Annotated in this window: 23 protein-coding genes and 1 tRNA gene; 17 read left to right on the forward strand and 7 right to left on the reverse strand. The window is 65.1% G+C overall.

Going from position 1 to position 19,993, the window contains the following annotated elements; all coding sequences use genetic code 11:
- Positions 1 to 23: 23 nt before the first annotated feature.
- Complete coding sequence (locus FJW06_RS02735) at positions 24 to 2,612, reverse strand: LuxR family transcriptional regulator (RefSeq protein ID WP_246674500.1); 2,589 nt, start codon at positions 2,610 to 2,612, stop codon at positions 24 to 26.
- 322 nt (positions 2,613 to 2,934) lie between these two features.
- On the opposite strand from FJW06_RS02735, the gene FJW06_RS02740 reads away from it, so the two are divergent.
- The 6 genes from FJW06_RS02740 to FJW06_RS02760 all read left to right on the forward strand — a co-directional run bounded on the left by FJW06_RS02740 (position 2,935) and on the right by FJW06_RS02760 (position 8,127).
- Entirely contained in the window at positions 2,935 to 3,207 is a 273-nt protein-coding gene (locus FJW06_RS02740) for a DUF4242 domain-containing protein (protein ID WP_140747520.1), read from the forward strand.
- A 112-nt stretch (positions 3,208 to 3,319) separates the two neighbouring features.
- Complete coding sequence (locus FJW06_RS30005) at positions 3,320 to 3,469, forward strand: hypothetical protein (protein WP_181178113.1); 150 nt, start codon at positions 3,320 to 3,322, stop codon at positions 3,467 to 3,469.
- Between the two features lie 173 nt (positions 3,470 to 3,642).
- Entirely contained in the window at positions 3,643 to 4,095 is a 453-nt protein-coding gene (locus FJW06_RS02745) for a hypothetical protein (protein ID WP_225248335.1), read from the forward strand.
- 115 nt (positions 4,096 to 4,210) lie between these two features.
- A complete protein-coding gene (locus FJW06_RS02750; protein ID WP_140747526.1) occupies positions 4,211 to 5,614 on the forward strand; it encodes a lipopolysaccharide biosynthesis protein in 1,404 nt (467 codons plus the stop codon).
- Complete coding sequence (locus FJW06_RS02755) at positions 5,614 to 6,894, forward strand: GNAT family N-acetyltransferase (protein WP_140747529.1); 1,281 nt, start codon at positions 5,614 to 5,616, stop codon at positions 6,892 to 6,894. The genes FJW06_RS02750 and FJW06_RS02755 overlap by 1 nt, the downstream gene beginning before the upstream one ends.
- 57 nt (positions 6,895 to 6,951) lie before the next feature.
- Positions 6,952 to 8,127 (forward strand): YncE family protein, encoded by a 1,176-nt coding sequence (locus FJW06_RS02760; protein ID WP_140747532.1) that lies wholly within the window; start codon positions 6,952 to 6,954, stop codon positions 8,125 to 8,127.
- Between the two features lie 46 nt (positions 8,128 to 8,173).
- On the opposite strand, the gene FJW06_RS02765 is transcribed toward FJW06_RS02760, so the two are convergent.
- Positions 8,174 to 8,258 (reverse strand) — tRNA-Leu (locus FJW06_RS02765).
- A 336-nt stretch (positions 8,259 to 8,594) separates the two neighbouring features.
- Between FJW06_RS02765 and FJW06_RS02770 the strand changes: the two genes are divergently transcribed.
- Both FJW06_RS02770 and FJW06_RS02775 read left to right on the forward strand, forming a co-directional pair.
- Positions 8,595 to 9,182, forward strand: a complete 588-nt coding sequence (locus FJW06_RS02770) for a YqaA family protein (protein WP_140747535.1) — start codon at positions 8,595 to 8,597, stop codon at positions 9,180 to 9,182.
- 23 nt (positions 9,183 to 9,205) lie between these two features.
- Entirely contained in the window at positions 9,206 to 9,724 is a 519-nt protein-coding gene (locus FJW06_RS02775) for a disulfide bond formation protein B (protein ID WP_140747538.1), read from the forward strand.
- Between the two features lie 166 nt (positions 9,725 to 9,890).
- On the opposite strand, the gene FJW06_RS02780 is transcribed toward FJW06_RS02775, so the two are convergent.
- Together FJW06_RS02780 and FJW06_RS02785 are read right to left on the reverse strand one after the other, a co-directional pair.
- Positions 9,891 to 10,448 (reverse strand): HNH endonuclease, encoded by a 558-nt coding sequence (locus FJW06_RS02780; RefSeq protein WP_027167440.1) that lies wholly within the window; start codon positions 10,446 to 10,448, stop codon positions 9,891 to 9,893.
- Positions 10,449 to 10,558: 110 nt separating this feature from the next.
- A complete protein-coding gene (locus FJW06_RS02785; RefSeq protein WP_140747541.1) occupies positions 10,559 to 11,218 on the reverse strand; it encodes a DNA-3-methyladenine glycosylase in 660 nt (219 codons plus the stop codon).
- Between the two features lie 80 nt (positions 11,219 to 11,298).
- On the opposite strand from FJW06_RS02785, the gene gluQRS reads away from it, so the two are divergent.
- Positions 11,299 to 12,168 carry a tRNA glutamyl-Q(34) synthetase GluQRS gene (gene gluQRS, locus FJW06_RS02790; RefSeq protein WP_140747544.1) on the forward strand — a complete coding sequence of 290 codons (870 nt, stop codon included), beginning with the start codon at positions 11,299 to 11,301 and terminating at the stop codon, positions 12,166 to 12,168.
- Here gluQRS and FJW06_RS02795 read toward each other — a convergent pair whose 3' ends face one another.
- Both FJW06_RS02795 and FJW06_RS30010 read right to left on the reverse strand, forming a co-directional pair.
- Entirely contained in the window at positions 12,169 to 12,456 is a 288-nt protein-coding gene (locus tag FJW06_RS02795; RefSeq protein WP_140747547.1) for a hypothetical protein, read from the reverse strand.
- A gap of 3 nt (positions 12,457 to 12,459) precedes the next feature.
- A complete protein-coding gene (locus FJW06_RS30010; RefSeq protein ID WP_181178114.1) occupies positions 12,460 to 12,633 on the reverse strand; it encodes a hypothetical protein in 174 nt (57 codons plus the stop codon).
- Between FJW06_RS30010 and FJW06_RS02800 the strand changes: the two genes are divergently transcribed.
- Entirely contained in the window at positions 12,611 to 13,606 is a 996-nt protein-coding gene (locus FJW06_RS02800; protein ID WP_140747550.1) for a DMT family transporter, read from the forward strand. The two genes, FJW06_RS30010 and FJW06_RS02800, sit on opposite strands and share 23 nt — an antisense overlap.
- On the opposite strand, the gene FJW06_RS02805 is transcribed toward FJW06_RS02800, so the two are convergent.
- Positions 13,569 to 14,420 carry a YihY/virulence factor BrkB family protein gene (locus tag FJW06_RS02805; RefSeq protein ID WP_140747553.1) on the reverse strand — a complete coding sequence of 284 codons (852 nt, stop codon included), beginning with the start codon at positions 14,418 to 14,420 and terminating at the stop codon, positions 13,569 to 13,571. The two genes, FJW06_RS02800 and FJW06_RS02805, sit on opposite strands and share 38 nt — an antisense overlap.
- 58 nt (positions 14,421 to 14,478) lie before the next feature.
- On the opposite strand from FJW06_RS02805, the gene FJW06_RS02810 reads away from it, so the two are divergent.
- From FJW06_RS02810 to FJW06_RS02840, 7 genes are all read left to right on the forward strand, one after another.
- Complete coding sequence (locus FJW06_RS02810; RefSeq protein WP_140747556.1) at positions 14,479 to 15,345, forward strand: SDR family oxidoreductase; 867 nt, start codon at positions 14,479 to 14,481, stop codon at positions 15,343 to 15,345.
- Between the two features lie 25 nt (positions 15,346 to 15,370).
- Entirely contained in the window at positions 15,371 to 15,562 is a 192-nt protein-coding gene (locus tag FJW06_RS02815) for a twin transmembrane helix small protein (protein WP_140747559.1), read from the forward strand.
- A gap of 19 nt (positions 15,563 to 15,581) precedes the next feature.
- A complete protein-coding gene (locus tag FJW06_RS02820; RefSeq protein ID WP_140747562.1) occupies positions 15,582 to 16,163 on the forward strand; it encodes a cob(I)yrinic acid a,c-diamide adenosyltransferase in 582 nt (193 codons plus the stop codon).
- Between the two features lie 21 nt (positions 16,164 to 16,184).
- Positions 16,185 to 16,988, forward strand: a complete 804-nt coding sequence (locus FJW06_RS02825) for a rhomboid family intramembrane serine protease (RefSeq protein ID WP_140747565.1) — start codon at positions 16,185 to 16,187, stop codon at positions 16,986 to 16,988.
- A 162-nt stretch (positions 16,989 to 17,150) separates the two neighbouring features.
- Positions 17,151 to 17,900, forward strand: coding sequence for an electron transfer flavoprotein subunit beta/FixA family protein (locus FJW06_RS02830; RefSeq protein ID WP_140747568.1), 750 nt, complete (start codon positions 17,151 to 17,153; stop codon positions 17,898 to 17,900).
- 23 nt (positions 17,901 to 17,923) lie between these two features.
- Positions 17,924 to 18,853, forward strand: coding sequence for an electron transfer flavoprotein subunit alpha/FixB family protein (locus FJW06_RS02835; protein ID WP_140747571.1), 930 nt, complete (start codon positions 17,924 to 17,926; stop codon positions 18,851 to 18,853).
- Positions 18,854 to 19,050: 197 nt separating this feature from the next.
- Complete coding sequence (locus tag FJW06_RS02840; RefSeq protein ID WP_140747574.1) at positions 19,051 to 19,929, forward strand: 3-hydroxybutyryl-CoA dehydrogenase; 879 nt, start codon at positions 19,051 to 19,053, stop codon at positions 19,927 to 19,929.
- Positions 19,930 to 19,993 lie beyond the last annotated feature (64 nt).

Here is a 19,993-nt window from a genome sequence, read left to right on the forward strand (position 1 = left end):
TGGTTCGGATTTTGCCGGCCGCTTCACACCAGGCCCGACGCGCGCGCCGCGGCCGCCGCTTCGCCACGCGAGATGACTTCCAGCTTCTCCAGCACCGCCGAGACGTGGTGATCGACCGTCTTGGGCGAAATCGTCAGATGCGCGGCGATCTTCTTGTTGGAAAAGCCTCGATCGAGAAGTTCCAGCACTTCCATCTGGCGCTGCGTGAGACCGGCCTGGTTGGCGCGCGTCGCCTGTCGCGGTCCTCTCGCGATATGGCTGACCCCGCTTTCGCGCATAAGGCCGCGGGCATGCTGCGCGACCGCCCTCGCGCCAAGATCCTCGAAAATGGCGAGCGCCTCGCGCTGTGCCGCTTCGTCGCCGAGCAGCAGGGCCATGGCCTGTTCGAAAGGCGCGCCCATTTCGGCCCATAGCGCGGCGGCCGCGCGCCAGTCGCCGGTCAGTTGCAGGCGGTACGGCTCCGCCATGCCGTTGACATCGCCGGGTTCGGGGTCGGGCGACAACAGCTCCCGCCAGATCGCAAGCTCGCCGAACACGGCCGGCGTCGGCGCGAGGCTTTCCGCGACCGCGATCAGGCGCAGGGCTTCCTGCCTGTCGGCTTGCCCGAGCCACGCCAATTCGGCCAGCACCCCGGCAAATGCCACAAGGCGCTGCAGTTCCATGCCCTTGTCCAGGAACCGCCGCATCTCCTCGACGATCGGCTCGGTCGACGGGTCGCCGCGGCGGATGCGCAACCTTGCCAGCGCCACCAGCGACGGATAGCGCACGAGCGGTGTCGTTGCGTCGTCGTCCACCACCTCATGCGCCAGTGTCGCGGCATCGTTCCAAAGGCCGCGGCGAAGCAGAAGCTGCGCCTGCACGCCCCGCATGTAATCGCGCCATGTCGCGAGATCGTTCTCGACGCAATAGCCGATGCCGCGCTCCAGGAACGACGCCGCCTCCTTGAAGTTGAGCCTGTTCATCTCGACGCAGGCGCAGTTCGTGAAGGCGCGCGCGGCATGCTCCTGGAAGTTGCCCGACAGCGCAATCCCGAGGCTGCGGGCGAGATCGCGCCGCCCCTTGGTAAAATCCAGCCATTGTCCCGCGGCGCCGACATTGTTCAGCGCATGACAGAGAATATCCGGGCGGTTGAGCCGCTCCGCCAGCTCGACCGCCTTGCCGCCGAGCAAAAGCGCGTCATCGAGCCGCTCGGCGAGCATCGCCAGTTGCGAGAGGTTCGAATAGGCCATCCCCAGCTCGGCACTGTCCGGCGCGGTCTCCAGAAGTTCCACGGCTTGCTCGCCGAAACGGTCCGCCGACTCGCGATCGCCGAGCAGATAGGCGAAGCGCGACAGGCACCGGAGGCTGTCGCCTTCCTTGAGCCGGTCGCCCAGCGCCTGGCGCAGCAAGCGCGCTCGGCCCTGCGCCTCCATCGCCGCGTCGATGCGGCCGATCAGGTGGCACTCGAAGGCATGGCCTTCGTAAAGCTCCGCCCGCTTCTCCATCGGCAGGATATCCGCGTAGCGCAGGGCGACCTCGTAATAGCCCGCCGCATCGCGATGCGCGCCGACGTGGGAAGCCTCGCGCGCGGCCACCGGCGCGAGCTCGCGCACCACATCCAGGTTTTGCGCTTCCACGGCATGATGCACCAGCCTTGCGGTGGCGACCTGCGGGTTGTCCCGCAAGGCTGCCAGGGCGCGCTCGTTGTACTCGCGCCGTTTGCTGGGCGTCAGCGCCATCTCGATGGCCGTGCGGGCAATTTCGTGCCGGAAGGCATAGCCGTCGCCGAAATCCTCGAGCAGGCCGTGGGCGACGCATTCGGCAAGCTGGCCGGCGGCGGCGATCCCGCAAAGGCCGCTGAGCGCCCACGCATCGGCGCGGCGCGGGAACACCGAGACCGCGTCGAGCATCGAGCGGGCGCCCGGTGACAATTTTTCGGCGCGCGCCAGCACGGCGTCCCGCACGCTTGCCGGCAAGGCGCCGCTTCCTTCGGCGGCGAGCAGCTCGGTGACGAAGAAGGCGTTGCCGGCGCTCGCCCGGTAAATCGCGCCGCCATCGCGTTCGGCGGCCGCGGCCAGCGACAGCACCGCGCTTTCGCTGAGCAGCGGCACGTCGATGCGCACGACATTGCCGGCCGGTATCTCGCCGAGCGCCCGGCGCACCCGCATCTGTCCTTCGCTGCGGTCGGTGCGAGCCGTGATCAGAAGCAGGATGCGGGTGTTCGCAATGCGCCGGCCGAGGAAGCGCACGAAATCGAGCGTCGCGTCATCCGCCCAGTGCAGATCCTCGATGACGAGCAGGCATGGGCCCTTGGCCTCGAAGACGTCGAGCGCCTCGGAAAACAATGGCAGCCGTTGCAACTGGCGGTCGTCGATCGCCCGCGGCAATTCCCACTGCCCGTTGCGCGCCAGATCGTAAAGCGGCCCCAGCGGATCAGGAATCGACAGGTCCTCACAGGCGCTGCGAAGCACGCTCACGCCGTCATCCAGCCGGCTCGCGAACACCTCGACCAGCGCCGTCTTGCCGGCGCCGGCCTCGCCAGAGACGACCACGACGCGGCCGCGGCCCGCTATTGCATCCGCCAACAGGGTGTCCATCTGCTGCAGCTGCGGCTGCCGTTCCAGAAGCATCATCGCTCTCTCGCGAAATCGGAATTCCATCGTGGCGGGTCGCCACCGCGATAGCCTGGGAGACAGCCCTGAAATGTGACTTTCCACACACTAAGGTGCCATCTTCCACATAGAACGTTCCAAAGATAGGGAATCGTCCCGGCCAATATGGGGAATGGCTCCGATGCGTGGGATTTGCGGACATGGTGGTATCCGCCTCGCTCGAAACGAGCGCAGGACAATTCCACGGAAAACCGCGTAGCGGGTGGGCTCGGCGACTTCGCCGTGGCCTTTCGTCCGGAATTGCGTGGAGACTTGCAATCCAATCACGAAAGGAAAGACGATCGTGCCACGTTATCTCGTTGAACGCACCTTCCCGGAAGGCCTGCACGTACCGATGAACGATGCCGGCGCCACGGCGATGGGCGGCGTCATCGCCCGCAATGCCGAGAAGGGCGTCACCTGGGTGCAGTCCTTCGTCTCGCCCGACAAGGGCAAGAGCTTCTGCATCTACGACGCGCCTTCGCCGGAGGCGATCCGCAGCACGGCGCAGAAAAATTCGCTTCCTGTCGACAAGATCACGGAGGTGCGGGTCCTCGACCCCTACTTTTATCGCTGACTGGGCGGGCAGTGTCGGGCAGATCAGTCCCGTCGCTGGCGGACCTGATGCCGTGCCGGATAGCGAGAGTGTATCCGCCGCGGCGGACAAGGCCTCGCCCCGGCGCGGTTACATGCGACGGGCCCTGTCGGCGCTGCTTTCGCCGTTGCGAAACCGGCGCCGCCTTCTGCCGCCTCAGGACGATTACCTGAGACGCGACATCGGCCTCGATGAGCGGGAAAACCCGCGCGAATACTGGGACTATTGGTGGCATCACCGCTGATCCTGCCCCGATCGGGATCAGCGACCATCCCTTTTACGACAGGCGCCGCTGGCGTGCGGAGTTGGCGTTGACTGGCCAACTCCCGCCGCTTGCGCGCCGCAACTGAATTGGAGAGACAAATGAGCATTCATATCGTGACCAGATGTATCGTCGGCGCCTCTGCCGCGATCATCATGATGGTTGCAGGCGCCGCCACGGCGGAAACCGCCAATCCGCTTGCCGAAAAAGTGCGGGCGCTCGACAGCCGCTTCGAGGACGTCGCGGTGGCGAAAGCCGAGGGCTACGCGCCGATCCCCTGCGCCAGCGGCCTCACCGGCGGCGCCATGGGCATCCATTACGTCAACGCCGCCTATCTGAAGGACGACGCCGTCGACGTCGCCAAGCCGGAAGCGGTGATGTACGAGCCGATGGCCGACGGCACGCTGAAGCTGATCGCAGTCGAATACATCACTTCGAAAGGTCCCGCCTCGCTCGAAGGTCATCTTTTCAACTTCAACACGGCGCCCAACCGCTACGGCCTCGGCCCATTCTACGAACTGCATGTCTGGGCCTGGAAGCAGAACCCGACCGGCGCCTTCGCCGACATGAACCCGAATGTCTCCTGCGACGCCATGAAGGGGATGTAAGAGCGCCCATTCCTTCTCCCCGTTCACGGGGAGAAGGAAAGCCCCACCCACCCTTTCTTAAGGTGTTTCGGATAGACCGAAACCTTGGAAAGAGGCGGAAAACGGAGAGTTCTGGGTGCGCTTTTCCGCGGCAACGACTGCCGGGCGGTTCCTGCCGCAGCGCTGGGCGCTGCGCATGCGGCCGTTGCTTGGCCGCATCGATGCCGTGCTGTTCACCGCCGACGAGCGCGGCGAAGCCGGGCGCATGTCGCTGATCGCCTTTTCCATCCGCATCGTCAGCGCCTTGATCGCCTTCGTCAGCCAGGTGCTGATGGCGCGCTGGATGGGGTCGTTCGAATACGGCATCTCGGTGCTGGTCTGGGTGACGATGGTGATCGTCGGCAATCTCGCCTGCCTCGGCTTCCACACTTCGGTGATCCGCTTCATTCCCGAATATCGCGAGCGCGGCATGCTGGCCGAGCTGCGCGGCATCGTGCAGGCGAGCCGCCTCTTCGTGCTCGTCGCCTCGACGCTGGTAGCGGGCCTCGGCGCGCTTGGCGTCTGGCTCGCCTCAAACTGGATCGAGAACTACTACGTCATCCCCTTCATCCTCGGCGCCATCTGCCTGCCGATGATCGCGCTCGGCGATCTCCTGCAAGGGCTGGCGCGCGCCAATTCCTGGGCGCTGCTGGCGCTGTCGCCCACCTATCTGGTGCGGCCGGTGCTGATCCTGGTGTTCATGGCGCTGATGCTTGGCCTGCGCTACGTGCCCGACGCCAAGACCGCGATCTTCGCCTTGATCGCCGCCACCTATGTCACCACGCTCGGCCAGCTGATGGCCGTCACCTCGCGCATGGACAAGAAAGTCCCGCCCGGGCCGATGACCGTGCATTTCGGCCAGTGGATCCTCGTCTCGCTGCCGATCTTCCTGGTCGAGGGCTTCTTCTTCCTGCTCACCAATGCCGACGTGCTGATGGTGGGCGCCTATCTCGATCCCAATGACGTCGCCGTCTACTTCGCCACGGTGAAGACGCTGGCGCTGGTGCATTTCGTCTATTTCGCGGTCAAGGCGGGTGTCGCCCAGCGCTACGCCCAGTTCACCCATGGCGAGCCGCACCGGCTTGCCGCCTTCGCCCGCGAGACGGTCTCCTGGACCTTCTGGCCCTCGCTTTTGATGGCGCTGCTGGTGCTGGCGCTGGGCGAGCCGATGCTGGTGCTGTTCGGTCCCGAATTCACCGCCGGCTACCCGCTGCTCTTCCTGCTGGTGCTGGGCGTCGTCGCGCGCGCCGCCGTCGGCCCCTGCGAAAGCCTGCTCACCATGAGCGGCAACCAGAACATCTGCGCCGCCGTCTACGCCATGACGCTTGCGCTCAACATCGGCCTGAACGTGATCCTGATCCCGCTCTTCGGCCTCTGGGGCGCGGCGATCGCCACCAGCCTCGCCATGGTCTTCGAGGCCAGCGCGCTCTCCTTCACCGTCTGGCGCAAGCTCGGCATCGTGATGGCGATCTTCGTGCCTGCAAAGAAGGAAATCGCCTGATGGCCGCCATCCCGTTGCTCGAAGAGACCAGCGGCGGCCCCGCCGGCGCCATGGTCTCCAACCTCGCCGGCCTGGCGCGCGAGGCGGACCCCGCCCATATCGAGCTCTTCGCCAGCAACAGGCCGGAACGCAAGCTCGCCATCTACCCTGCCTCGGCCGGCTTCGACCTTGTCGAGGAGCTCGACTACCTCAGCGCCCGCACGATCGAGCCCAATGTCTTCTTCAACCCGCGCTTCCTGGCTCCGGCGATGCCGCGGCTGGAAGACCGCGAGGTGCGGCTGGCCGTCATCCGCGATGGCGACGAGTATCGCAACCGGCTGCGCCTTCTGGTGCCGTTCTCGGTCGAGCGGCCGGCGATCCCGCTCGGCGTTCCGGTGATGCGCACATGGTCGAGCCCGTTCGGCCCGCTCGGCACGCCGCTGGTCGACCGTGACGATCCCATGGGTGTCATCGAGGATTTCTTCTCGATGCTGTCGCGGCCGCATCTCAAGTTGCCAAAAGTCTTCGTGCTGCCCGATATGCGCCTCGACGGTCCGGTGGCAAGCCTGCTCACCTCGTTTGCCGACAGCCGCGGCCTGACCCTGGTGACCACCGGCAAGGTCGAGCGTCCGGTTCTGGAGAGCGATGCCGACGGTGAGGACTACCTCAAGGCGTCGCTGCGCGCGCACCACTATCGCGAGTTCCGCCGCCTGAAGCGGCGCCTTGCCGATCAAGGCAGGCTCGAGCACGTCGTGGCGCGCGGGCCGGACGAGATCCGCCACGCCATCGAAAGCTTCCTGACGCTGGAAGCGGCCGGCTGGAAAGGCCGCGAGCGCACCGCGATGGCGATCGACCGCTACCGGGCCGCCTTCGCCCGCGAGGCCGTGCACCGGCTGGCCGAGCAGGACATGTGCCGCATCCACCTCTTGACCCTCGACGGCCGCACCATCGCCTGCCTAGTCGTCTTCGTCGAGGCCGGCGTCGCCTACACCTGGAAGACGGCCTATGACGAGACGCTCTCCGCCCATTCGCCGGGCACGCTTTTGATGATCGAGGTCACCAAGCAGCATCTCGACGATCCAAACATCGTCATGACCGATTCCTGCGCGGTTCCGGACCATCCGGTGATGAGCCGGCTGTGGGCCGAGCGCAAGCCGATGGGCACGCTGGTGGTCGGGCTGACGCCAGACGCCGACCGGCTGGCCCGTCAGGCGGCCTCACAGCTGCACCTCTACCGCGAGACCCGCAACATGGCACGCATCCTGCGCAACCGCATGCGGAGCCTCTTGAAAAGGCGCTAGATCACCGGCGGGGCACAAGCTATGGGTCCGGGCGGCGAATTCGGGGCCGGCCTTCAGATGATCAGAACTCTTTTGGGTCACACCAGTCTTCGTGCGGCCCTGCTGCTGATTGCGCTCTCGTCTGTCCAAGCCTGGCCAGCCCACGCCTTAGCCGATACATGCCCCGAGGACTGCAGCGAACCGCCGCCGCCGCCCGTCAACATCTACAAACACACCGCCGCTGGCCATCTCAGCCCGGTAACGACCGGCGCGCTGCCGCGCGTCTATGTGCCGAACCGCTCCTCCAACAGCGTCTCGGTGATCGACAGCGTGACGCTCAAGGAAGTCGACCGTTTCAATGTCGGCAGCAAGCCGCAGCATGTCGTGCCGTCCTGGGATTTGAAGACGCTGTGGGTCGCCAACAACGGCACGGGCAAAAACGGCAGCCTGACGCCGATCGACCCGATGACGGCCGAGCCGGGCCAGCAGATTGCGGTCGACGATCCCTATAATCTCTATTTCATGCCGGACGGCAGCGCGGCAATCGTCGTCGACGAGGCGATGAAGCAGCTCGATTTCCGCAACCCCCACACCATGGCGCTGAAGTCCAGCCTGCCGACGCCGACCTGCACCGGTATCAACCATGCCGATTTCTCGATCGACGGCTCCTATGCGATCTTCACCTGCGAATATGGCGACGGCGGCCTGGCCAAGATCGACCTGAAGAACCACAAGGTGCTCGGTCACCTCGACCTCTCCAGGATGGGCATGCCGCAGGACATCCGCCTCTCGCCCGACGGCAAGGTCTTCTACGTGGCCGACATGATGAATGACGGCGTGTTCCTGGTCGACGGCGACAGTTTTCGCGAAGTCGGCTTCATCCCGACCGGCATCGGCACGCACGGCTTCGTCGTCAGCCGCGACGGCAAGCGGCTCTATGTTTCGAACCGCGGCTCGCACAAGATGGAGCAGGGCAGGGCCAAGGGTCCGGGCAGCGTGACGGTGATCGATTTTGCCACTCGCGCCGTGGTCGCGCAATGGCCGATCCCCGGCGGCGGCAGCCCCGACATGGGTAATATCAGCGCCGACGGCAAGCAGCTATGGCTCTCCGGCCGCTTCGACAGCGAGGTCTATATGATCGACACGGTGAGCGGCGCGGTGACCAAGATCCGCGTCGGCGCCGAGCCGCACGGCCTGACGGTGTGGCCGCAGCCAGGGCGGTATTCCCAGGGGCATACGGGGAATATGCGGTAGGGCGCTTGTGGGATGACGCGCCATCCGGAGCTCGCAGAGCGAAGGGTGGTGCCCCTAGCCGGGATCGAACCAGCACTCCTTGCGGAACTCGATTTTGAGTCGAGCGCGTCTACCAATTCCGCCATAGGGGCTCAGGCCGGGCGGCCTGGATGGGCGCGGACTATACGGGCGGATGGGTGTTCGTCAACTGGCCTGTTGCGAATTTGCCCCGGGCAAACGGCGGCATTGCCGTGCTTCGGCCACCATGGCGACGCCGGACGTTGTGCGGCGCGGAAAATCTTTCTAGACAGGCGAAGCGTTGAGCGCCTCGCAGCCGGAAGCCGGATGCGGCGCTTTGGGTCCTTGTCTTCCTGCCTGCCGTTGCCCAAAACCGCCAAGCGTCTCGGGTGACATTGATCATAGCAATTCCATGGAAAGCGCGCTGCGGTCTTCCTTCCGGAATTGCGTCGACTGCATTAGGAGAGCCGATGCTTCGCGGACTTTACGACTGGACGCTGTCGCTGGCGGCGCGCAAATCCGCCGAATGGTGGCTGGCCTTCATCGCCTTCGTCGAAAGCTCAGTGTTCTTCATACCGGCCGACGTGCTGTTCCTGCCCATGGCGCTGGCGCGGCCCGATCGCGCCTATCGCTACGCGCTGACCGCTACTGTTGCGTCCGTGCTGGGCGGCATTGCCGGCTGGCTGATCGGCTACTATGCCTATGACACGATAGCACGCCCGATCCTTGAGCATTTTGGCGGCCTTGCCACGTTCGAGAGGTGGCAGTCGTCCGGCGCCGGGCTGATGCTGGTGCTGCTCGTCACGTCCGGCGCCGCGCACCTGCCGCCGATCAAGGTGGTCACCATTCTGGCGGGGGCGCTTCAAGTCAATCTTTTGGTCTTCATCGTGTCGGCCATCGTGGCGCGCGGCGCGCGTTTCCTGCTGCTTGCCTGGCTGCTGCGCCGCTATGGCGAGGAGATCAAGGAGTTCATCGAAAAGCGCTTGGGACTGATTGTCGGCGCCGGCGCCGCTGCCCTGATTTTGCTCTATATCCTCGTCAGATACGCCCACCCATAGCGACGCAACAACGGACCCGATCGATGACCGCGACCATGAATGCCGACATCGGACGCCAGCGCACGCGCGCGGCGCTGTTTCTCGCCGCCGCCATGGCCGCAACCGTCGGCTCGGCGCTCGCCTTCCAATATATCGGCGGCTACATCCCCTGCCATCTCTGCCTCGAGCAGCGCACCCCCTACTATGTCGGCGCGCCGCTGATGGTGCTGGCGGCGATCGCCTCGATGCTGCGCGCGCCGGCCTGGGTGACGCGCGGTCTGCTCGCCATGGGCGGCCTGCTGATGCTCTACGGCCTCTATCTCGGCGTTTATCATTCCGGCGTCGAATGGGCCTGGTGGCCGGGCCCGGCCGACTGCACCGCCGGCGCCGGCCCGGTCGACACCGGCGGCAAGGGCGTGCTCGACGCACTTGATAAGTTCGTGCCGCCCTCCTGCGACAAGGCGGCGCTTCGCATCCTCGGCCTTTCGCTCGCCGGCTGGAACGCCATCGCCAGCCTCGTGCTGGCCGCCGTCGCCTTCCGCAGCGCGCTCGCGCGGGATTGAGCCAGTTCCCACCGAACGGCACGACGCAGAGTTCGTCCAGAAATTCGCCAGCCCGGATTGGCTGGCGCGGCTTTCGAGAACCGGAGCGGAGCGTACTTAAGTACGTGAGCACCGGAAGCGCAGAAAGCTGCGACAGACGGCCGGGCTCGCGGATTTCTGCCGAACTCTATGGTTCGAGTTCGACATCCCAGTAGAGATAATCCATCCAGCTTTCATGCAGATGGTTGGGCGGGAACAGGCGGCCGTTGTTGTGCAGGTCGTGCACCGTCGGCTGATAGGGCTTTTGCAGCGGCCACATCTTGGCCTGCGCCGGCATCATGCCGCCTTTCCTCAAATTGCAAGGCGAGCAGGCGGCGACGACATTCTCCCAGGTCGTCGCGCCGCCGCGATGGCGCGGGATGACATGGTCGAACGTCAGATCCTCGGGCGTCCCGCAATATTGGCACTGGAAGCGGTCGCGCAGGAACACGTTGAAGCGGGTGAAGGCGGGATGCCGTGACGGCTTCACATAGGCTTTCAGGCTGACCACGCTCGGCAGCTTCATCGAGAAGGTCGGCGAGGAGACGGCGTGCTCGTATTCGGCGACGATGTTGACCCGGTCGAGGAAGACAGCCTTGATGGCATCCTGCCATGACCAGAGCGACAAGGGGTAATAGCTGAGCGGGCGGTAGTCCGCATTCAGCACCAGCGCGGGAAGCCCATCCGGAGATACGGCAACCGTCACGTCCTTCGCCTCCTTCGTTCTAAACCGAACGGCGCGGATACTGTAAGCCCGACATGACAGGGATGTGAAGCGGATTGTCTGTCGCCGAAACGCTCAAAAACGCATGATTTTCACGCTTTTTTTGCCATATCGGCGGGAGGCGCCGCGTCCCTGCCCTTCAGTTCGCGGTAATAGGCCCAAAAAAGCCGCGACGCGACCCCCCGCCAGGGGCTCCATGATTCGGCCAGCCGGATAAGCAATTTTTCCGGCGGACGCGGGTCGATGTCGAGTGCATGGCCGACCGCCGTCTGCAGCGCGACGTCGCGCGCGGGGAACACGTCCGGGTGGCCGGCGGCAAACAGCAGATAGCATTCGGCCGTCCATGGGCCGATACCGGGCACGGCCGTCATGGCGGCGATCGCCTCGCCGGCATCCAGGGTGCACAGGTGATCGAGATCGAGCCCGCCGGCTACCGCTTCGGCCGCGGCGAGCAGCCCGCGCTGCTTCGGCCGCGACAGCCCGGCTTCGCGAAACACGTCCTCGCCCGCGGCGAGGATTGCCTGCGGCGTCAGCGGATCGAGCAGCCTGATCAGCCGGCCGAAAATGGCATCGGCGCTCGCGCGCGAAACCTGCTGCGAAACGATGATCGAGGCCAGGCTTTGAAACCCCGGCTCCGACAGCCGGAGCGGCACCTCGCCCGCCTTGCCGCGCACCGTCTCCAGCCGCGGATCGATCCGGCAGAGGGCGTCGAGCCCTGCCGCAATGTCGTCGAGCGAGGCGATGCGTTGCACGTTGCTTGTTCCCAGGGCGACAAATGATGGCTAACTATCAACCGGCGGAAGCACCTGACAACCTGAATGCCGCCTGAAAGATGACGCTCCTGACATTCCGCTTCGCGCCGAGCCCCAACGGCAAACTGCATCTCGGCCATGCCTACTCGGCCCTGCTCAACCAGCGGATGGCGGCGCAAGCGGGCGGGCGCCTGCTGCTGCGCATCGAGGATATCGACGTCACCCGCTGCACGCCCGAATTCGAGACCGGCATTTTCCGCGACCTCGAATGGCTGGGGTTGCGCTGGGAAGAACCGGTGCGCCGCCAGTCGGAGCATTTTGCCGAGTACCAGGCTGCGCTCGACCGGCTGATCGCCGAGGAATCGGTCTATCCGGCCTTCATGAGCCGGGGCGAGATCCGCGCCTTCATCGCCGAGAGAGGCGGCCGCGACTGGCCGCGCGATCCGGACGGCGTGCCGCTCTACCCACCCTTCGACAAGGCATTGTCGGCCAGGGAGCGCAAGCGGCGGCTGGCCGAGAACGTGCCCTTCGCCTGGCGCCTCGATGTCGAGGCGGCGACGGCGCGCCTCACGGCCGGCCTGTCATGGCTGGAGTTCACCGACGAGACGATGTCGGCGACGCGGGCGGTCGAAGCGCAACCGCAGGCCTGGGGCGACGTCATCGTCGCCCGCCGCGACATCCCGACCAGCTACCATCTCGCCGTCGTCCTCGACGACGCGCTGCAGGGCGTCAGCCATGTCGTGCGCGGCCAGGACCTCTATTCGGCGACCGGGGTGCAGCGTTTGCTGCAGCAACTGCTCGGCCTCTCGCCGCCGCGCTATTTCCACCACCGCCTGATCCTCGGCGCGGACCGCAGGAAGCTGTCCAAGAGCTTCAAGGACACGGGTCTTGCCGCGCTTCGAGAAGCGGGCATGTCGCCGCAGGACGTCAGGCAGCTGGTCGGTCTCTGACTAAAGCCGGGCCATGCCGGCCTTGATCAGCGCCAGCACGCTGATGAAGGAAAAGGCGCCGCCCAGCCCCCAGGCAACCGCCAGCTTGAGATCGCTCAGGCTGATGCCATGTTTGTTGGCCATTGCCACCGCGGCAAAAAAGCCGAAGATGAACAGCAGCGTGTTGCCGGTCGGGCCGAAGCCGCTCTCTCTCATGATCGCGTCGAGCGCCGCGCCGAAGAAGAAGCCGAAGCCGGCGATGATCGCGAAGCCGAACAACAGCCAGGTCGTGTCCAGGTGCAAAAACATGCCTCACCATGGCGCGGCGACGCGCCATGCCCCTGTTGGCACGGTTTGTTGAATTCGACTTAGCTTATGGATCAACCGTTTCGTTTTGCTTGCAGGATTGATCGGCATTAGAGCAAATGTCGTCATCAACCGTTCACCCGGCAGCTTTCCACCCATGCAGAGCATCAAGCGGTTCATTCCCGCCTCCTTCGTCGTTCTGTGGGCGACGGGCTTCATCGGCGCGCGCTACGCCATGCCCTGGGCTGAACCCTTCACCTTCCTTGCCATCCGCTTCGTGATCGCGGCGATCCTGTTTGCCGGCCTCACCGTTCTCATCGGCTCGCGCAAGGCGACGCGCGAGGAGGCGCTGCACGCGACGGCGGCCGGCGTCCTCATGCACGGCATCTATCTCGGCGCTGTCTTCTGGGCGATTCACCGGGGCATGCCGGCCGGGTTTTCGGCGCTGATCGTCGGCCTGCAGCCGCTGATCACCGCCGTGCTCGCCGGAAAATTCCTGGGCGAGGCGCTCCTGCCGCGTCATTGGGCAGGCCTTGCCGTCGGCCTGCTCGGCGTCGTCATTGTGCTGTGGCCGAAGCTCGGAGCGGTCGGCGGCGGGGTAACCGCGGCAACATTGATCGCCTCGCTCGTCTCGGTGCTCGGCATGAGCGCCGGCACCATCTGGCAGAAGCGCTATGCCTCCGGCGGCGATCTGGTCTCGGCGACGATGTGGCAATATGTCGGCGGCTCCGTCGTGATGATCCTGGGCTCGCTCTTCTTCGAGACGCGCGCCGTCACCGTAAATGGGGAGCTGATCTTCGCCATGGCCTGGCTGGTCCTGGTGCTGTCGGTCGGCGCCATATTCCTGTTGATGGTCATGATCAGGGACGGCGAGATGTCGAAGGTCGCCTCCCTGTTCTACCTTGTGCCTGCCGTGACCGCGGTCATCGCCTGGATCCTTTTCAACGAGCAGCTCAACCTGCTGCAGATCGCCGGCATGGCGGTCGCAACCTTCGGCGTTGCCCTGGCAACGGCGCGGCACGCGAAGGGAAGGGGAACTGAGGAACTGAGGAGGGAACATACCGCCGGCTATTGTCGCCCTTTTCTTCAGTTCTTCAGTTCCTCAGCTCGCCAGCTCAGCCAACTCTGGCGCGCGCTTCGAGATACCGGCTGATCGCCGCGTTGAGCTCGCCGCCCAGGATGAAGATCGCCGAGATGATGTAGAGGAAGACGACCGCGATCATGATCGAGGCGAGCCCGGCATAGGTCGTCACATAGGAGGAGAAATGGTTGAGATAGGTGGCGAAGATCGTCGACCCCACCAGCCAGGCAACCAGCGTGAAGACGATGCCGGGTATGATCGAGACGAAGCGGCGCTTGCCGGCCGGCAACCAGATATGCACCGAGAACAGCCCGATGACGATGACCGTCGAGGCGATCACGTAACGCCAGATTGTGATCGTGCCCATATAGGGCTTGATCCACTCCAGATGCGCTTCCGCCAGCCGCGCGAGCAAGGGCGCGAACACCAGAAGCACGCTGACGGCGAGAAAGCAGGCGGTGGCGATCAGGACGAAGATGATGCTCTGCACCCGGCGGTGGATGATGCCGCGCGTCTCGGTGACCCGGTAGGCGCGGTTGAGCGAGGTGCGCAGCGCCTCGATGCCGTTGGAAGCGAAATAGGCCGCAAGCAGCACGCCATAGGTTAGAAGGTCGGTGCGCCTTACGGTCAGCACGTTCTGCACCTCATGCGCGATCGGCTTGGCGATCTGCTCCGGCCATGTATCGAAGACCAGATGCACGGCCGTGTCGGCGAAGGCGCGCGCGCCGAGGAAGCTCGCAAGCGTGGTGGCGAAGATCAGGAACGGGAACAGCGCCATCAGCGAGGTGATCGCCAGATGGCTGGCCATCGCCCAGCCGTCATCGGTGTTGAAATGGCCGATCGCATCGTAGAGCACGCGCTTGAGGGCGACGATGTTCCGCAGCAAGGGCCCGCGCTCCGCTCGATTGTGTCAACGCCGCGAATATGGGAAGTGATTGCGGCAAATGGCAACCCCAGGTCCCACAACGCGCCCCGCCGCCGAAGAGTTGCGCACCATCATCGTCACCGGAGCCTCCTCCGGCATCGGCGCCTATTGCGCGCGGGCGTTGAAGGCGGAAGGCTGGCGGGTCTTCGCCACGGCGCGCAAGCCGGGCGATATCGCCGCGCTCGAGGCCGATGGCTTGGAGGCCTTCTACCTCGACTATCGGGAACCCCAATCCATCGGGGCTCTTGTCGATGCGGTACTGGAGCGCACCGGCGGCACGCTCGACGCGCTCTTCAACAACGGCGCCTACGCCCAGCCCGGCGCCGTCGAGGATCTGCCGGTCGCGGCGCTTCGCGAACAATTCGAGGCCAATTTCTTCGGCTGGCATGATCTGACCCGGCGCATCGTGCCCGTCATGCGCCGCCAGGGGCACGGCCGGCTCGTCCATTGCTCCTCAATACTCGGGCTGGCGCCGGTCCGCTTCAGGGGCGCCTATTCGGCCTCCAAGCACGCCATAGAAGGCCTGATGCTGTGCATGCGCCAGGAACTCGAAGGCAGCGGCATCCATCTCTCGCTGATCGAGCCGGGACCGGTGACGTCGAAGATCGCCAGCAATGGTCTCACCTGGTTCCTGAAAAACATCGACGTCGAGAATTCCGTCCACCGCGCCGATTATCAGGCGCAGCTCGCCCGGCTTAAGGCCGGCGGCAGCGTGTCGAAGCTGAAGCCCGGGCCGGAGATCGTGCACAGGGCTCTGCGCCACGCGCTTCTGTCACAGCGCCCGCGCCCGCACTATGTGGTAACGCTGCCGGCCAGGATCGGCGCGGCGCTGAAACGCATCCTGCCGGCATCCCTGCTCTACCGCGTGCTCGCCAGGCGCGCCTGACCGAACCTGAACCGGAGCCAGCCAGATGCTCATCGCCTTGAAAATCCTTGCCATCGTCGCGATGGCCGCCGTGGTGATCGTGCTGGTCCGCGGCCTGATCAACATGATGCGCGGCGGCTCGGGCATCACCTCGAACAAGCTGATGCAGGCGCGCATCATGCTGCAGGCCGTAGCCTTGGCGCTGCTGTTGCTGGTGGTCTATTTCACGCGCAAATAACCGGCTTGAGGGGGAAGGCGTGGTCAAGCTCAACAAGATCTACACCCGCACCGGCGACGACGGCACGACGGGGCTTGGCACCGGCGAGCGGCGGCTGAAATCCGACCTGCGCGTCGACGCCTACGGCACCGTCGACGAAGCCAATGCCTGCATCGGCATTGCCCGCATCCACACCGCCGCCGGACATCCCGCCATCGACGCAATGCTGTCGCGCATCCAGAACGACCTCTTCGATCTGGGCGCCGACCTTGCCGTGCCCGACGACGGCAAGCCCCTGGAATACGAGCCGCTGCGCATCGTCGCCGCCCAGACCGACCGCGTCGAGCAGGACATCGACGCGCTCAACAAAAGCCTGCAGCCGCTGAAATCCTTCGTGCTGAACGGCGGCACGCCGGCCGCGGCCGCGCTCCATCTTGCCCGCACGGTGGCGCGCCGCGCCGAGCGCCTGATGGTGGCGCTGGCGCAGGATCCGGCCGAGCATGTCAACCGCGAGGCGCTCAAATACATCAACCGCGTCTCGGATTTCCTGTTCGTCGCCGCCCGTGCGGTCAATGACAATGGAAACGCCGACGTGCTATGGATTCCCGGCAAGAACCGCTGAATCCGGAGGCGGGAGGGTCCGATGTTCATCCCGCTCTACGACACCAACAGGCTGCGCCATATCCGGCTGCAATATGTAACCATCGGCCTGATCGTGGCGAATGTGCTTGTCTATCTGGCGACCACGCTTGGCGGTGAAAACTTCACCAATGCCGCGGTTCTCGGCCTGGGTTTCATCCCGTCGGTCGTTCACGACAAGGTCGAGCTGTCGCCCGAATTCGTCGTCATCCCCGAGAGCCTGAGCTATCTCACCTATTCGTTCCTGCACGCCGACATCTTCCATCTCGGCGGCAACATGCTGTTCCTCTGGGTGTTCGGCGACAATGTCGAGGATGCGCTCGGCCATATCCGCTACCTGACCTTCTATCTCGCTTGCGCAGCGGCGGGCGCGTTCGTCCAAGGCTTGGTGGGCTGGGATTCGCAGGTGCCGCTGATCGGCGCCTCCGGCGCCATCGCCGGCGTCGTCGCCGCCTATCTGATCCTCTATCCCCGGGTGAAAGTCTGGGTGCTCGCCTTTGCCCGCATTCCGCTGCGCATCCCGGCCTTCATCCCCCTGATCCTGTGGATCCTGTTCCAGATCGTGATGTTCGCCGCGGGCGGCGAGGACCAGATCTCCTGGGCCTCCCACATCGGCGGCATCATCGCCGGATCGGTCCTGGTGCTGGTGCTGCGCAGCCGCGGCGTGCCGCTGCTGGCCGGCGCCGACGGCGAGCCGGACCCGACGCCCAACATCCAGCAGCCGCCTGTCCCTGTCGAGCCGGCGAGTAGCGATCCGGCGCAGCCGGCCTCGCAATGGGGCCGTGGAGCAGCGACGCCCCGGGACTGAACCGATTTGGGTGCGTCGTGGGATATTGACGCGCCCGTTTGCCGCCACTACGGAAACGGCACCGCTGGGCGGATATTCCGCCCGTAATGTCGGCTTTCGACAACTCTGACAGGGCGCACGCTGCTATAGCGCCCCGACTATCTCAGGAGAGGTGACAGGAAAATGAAGATCCTTGTGCCCGTGAAGCGGGTTGTGGACGCCAACGTCAAGGTCCGGGTGAAAGCCGACGGACTGGGCGTCGAGCTTGCCAACGTCAAGATGGCGATGAACCCGTTCGACGAGATCGCGGTCGAGGAAGCGATCCGCATCAAGGAAGCCGGCAAGGCGGAAGAGATCATCGTGGTGTCGATCGGCCCGCAGCAGGCGCAGGAGACGCTGCGCACCGCGCTCGCCATGGGCGCCGACCGCGCCATCCTGGTCAAGACCGACGAGCAGACCGAGCCGCTCGGCGTCGCCAAGGTGCTGAAGGGCGTGGTCGAGGCCGAGAAGCCGGGCCTCGTCATCCTCGGCAAGCAGGCGATCGACGACGATTCGAACCAGACCGGCCAGATGCTGGCCGCACTCCTCGGCTGGTCGCAGGGCACCTTCGCTTCCAAAGTTGAGCTCGCCGGCGATCATGCCAAGGTGACGCGCGAAGTCGACGGCGGCCTGCAGACCATCGAGCTGAAGATGCCGGCGATCGTCACCGCCGATCTTCGCCTCAACCAGCCGCGTTATGCCTCGCTGCCCAACATCATGAAGGCGAAGAAGAAGCCGCTCGACGAGAAGAGCCCGGCCGACTACGGCGCCGACGTCAAGCCGCGCCTCAAGGTGATCAAGACCGAGGAGCCCGGTGGCCGCAAGGCGGGCGTCAAGGTCAAGAGCGTCGCCGAGCTGGTCGAGAAGCTGAAGAACGAAGCCGGCGTGCTCTAAGCGGTCAGGAAAGGACAAAGAAAATGGCAATTCTCCTCATCGCCGAACACGACAACGCAAGCCTTTCCGACCAGACCGCGAAGGCGCTGTCGGCGGCGCTCCAGATCGGTTCCGATGTCGACGTGCTGGTGGCCGGCAAGGGCGCCAAGAGCGCGGCCAACGCCGCCGCCAAGCTGAAAGGTGTCCGTAAGGTGCTGCTCGCCGAAGCCGACGAGCTCGCCGAGCGTCTGGCCGAGCCGACGGCAGCTCTCGTGGTCTCGCTTGCAGGCGGCTACGACACGATCATCGCGCCCGCGACCTCCGCCGGCAAGAACATCGCCCCGCGCGTCGCCGCCCTGCTCGACGTCGCGCAGGTGTCCGAGATCATAGAGGTGGTCTCGCCGGATACCTTCAAGCGGCCGATCTATGCCGGCAACGCCATCCAGACCGTGCAGTCGACCGACGCCAAGAAGGTCATCACCGTGCGCACCGCTTCTTTCTCGGCGGCACCCGAAGGCGGTTCCGCCTCTGTCGAGACGGTCGGCGCTGCCGCCAACCCCGGCCTGTCGTCTTTCGTCGAGAACAAGCTTTCCGAGAACGACCGTCCGGAGCTGACCTCGGCCAAGATCATCATCTCGGGCGGCCGCGCGCTCGGCTCCTCGGAGAAGTTCCAGGAAGTGATCCTACCGGTCGCCGACAAGCTTGGCGCCGCGGTCGGCGCTTCGCGCGCGGCCGTCGACGCCGGCTACGCGCCGAACGACTGGCAGGTCGGCCAGACCGGCAAGGTGGTCGCGCCCGACCTTTACATCGCCGTCGGCATCTCCGGCGCCATCCAGCACCTCGCCGGCATGAAGGATTCGAAGGTCATCGTCGCCATCAACAAGGACGAGGAAGCGCCGATCTTCCAGGTTGCCGACTACGGCCTGGTCGGCGATCTCTTCGTCATCCTGCCGGAGCTGCAAAAGGCGCTTTGACGCCGTCTGTTCTGGCATATTAAAATCCGAAGGGTGGGGTAGACGAAGTCGCCCCGCCCTTTTAGTTTGCACTGCACAAAAAGCAGGCCGCCAAGGTCTGAGCCATTCCGGCGGTTTGCATCGGAATTGCTAGGAACAAACAAGCAGGAGCGTTCATGCTTCAACGAAGCGGAATTGCTCCGGACGGGATTGGGGTCATGAGCAAGATCGAGACGATCGGCATTGTTGGCGCGGGTCAGATGGGTGGCGGCATCGCCCATGTTTCGGCGTTGGCTGGCTATAAAGTCCTGATCCACGATATATCGGCCGACCGGATCGAGAAGGGCATCGCCACCATCAGCGGCAACATGGCCCGCCAGGTCGGCTCCGGCAAGCTCGAGGAGAAGGCGCGCAACGAAGCGATGGCGCGCATCTCCGCCGCCCCGGCCATGGCCGACCTTGCCGCCGCCGACCTCGTGATCGAAGCGGCGACCGAGGACGAGACGGTCAAGCGCAAGATCTACGCGCAGCTCTGCCCGCAGCTTAATCCGGAGGCGATTCTCGCCACCAACACCTCGTCGATCTCGATCACCCGGCTCGCCGCCCAGACCGACCGCCCCGAGCGCTTCATCGGCATCCACTTCATGAACCCGGTGCCGGTGATGAAGCTGGTCGAGCTGGTGCGCGGCATCGCCACGGAGGATCAGACCTTCGAGGCGGCCAAGACCTATGTGAAGCACCTCGACAAGACGATCACCGTCTCGGAGGATTTCCCGGCCTTCATCGTCAACCGCATCCTCTTGCCGATGATCAACGAGGCGATCTACACGCTCTACGAAGGCGTGGGCACGGTCGACGCCATTGATACCGCCATGCGGTTGGGGGCCAACCATCCGATGGGACCGCTGCAGCTGGCCGATTTCATCGGCCTCGACACCTGCCTGTCGATCATGCAGGTTCTGCATGACGGCCTGTCGGATTCGAAATACCGCCCTTGCCCGCTGCTGGTGAAATATGTCGAGGCCGGCTGGCTCGGCCGCAAGACCAGCCGCGGCTTCTACGACTATCGCGGCGACCATCCGGTGCCGACGCGCTGATCTTTTCCGATTGAACGTCTTCGACGCGGCTTAGAGCCTTTCACCGTTTCACGGAAACGGCGAA

It is taken from the genome of Mesorhizobium sp. B4-1-3 (assembly GCF_006439355.1).
GTDB lineage: Bacteria > Pseudomonadota > Alphaproteobacteria > Rhizobiales > Rhizobiaceae > Mesorhizobium.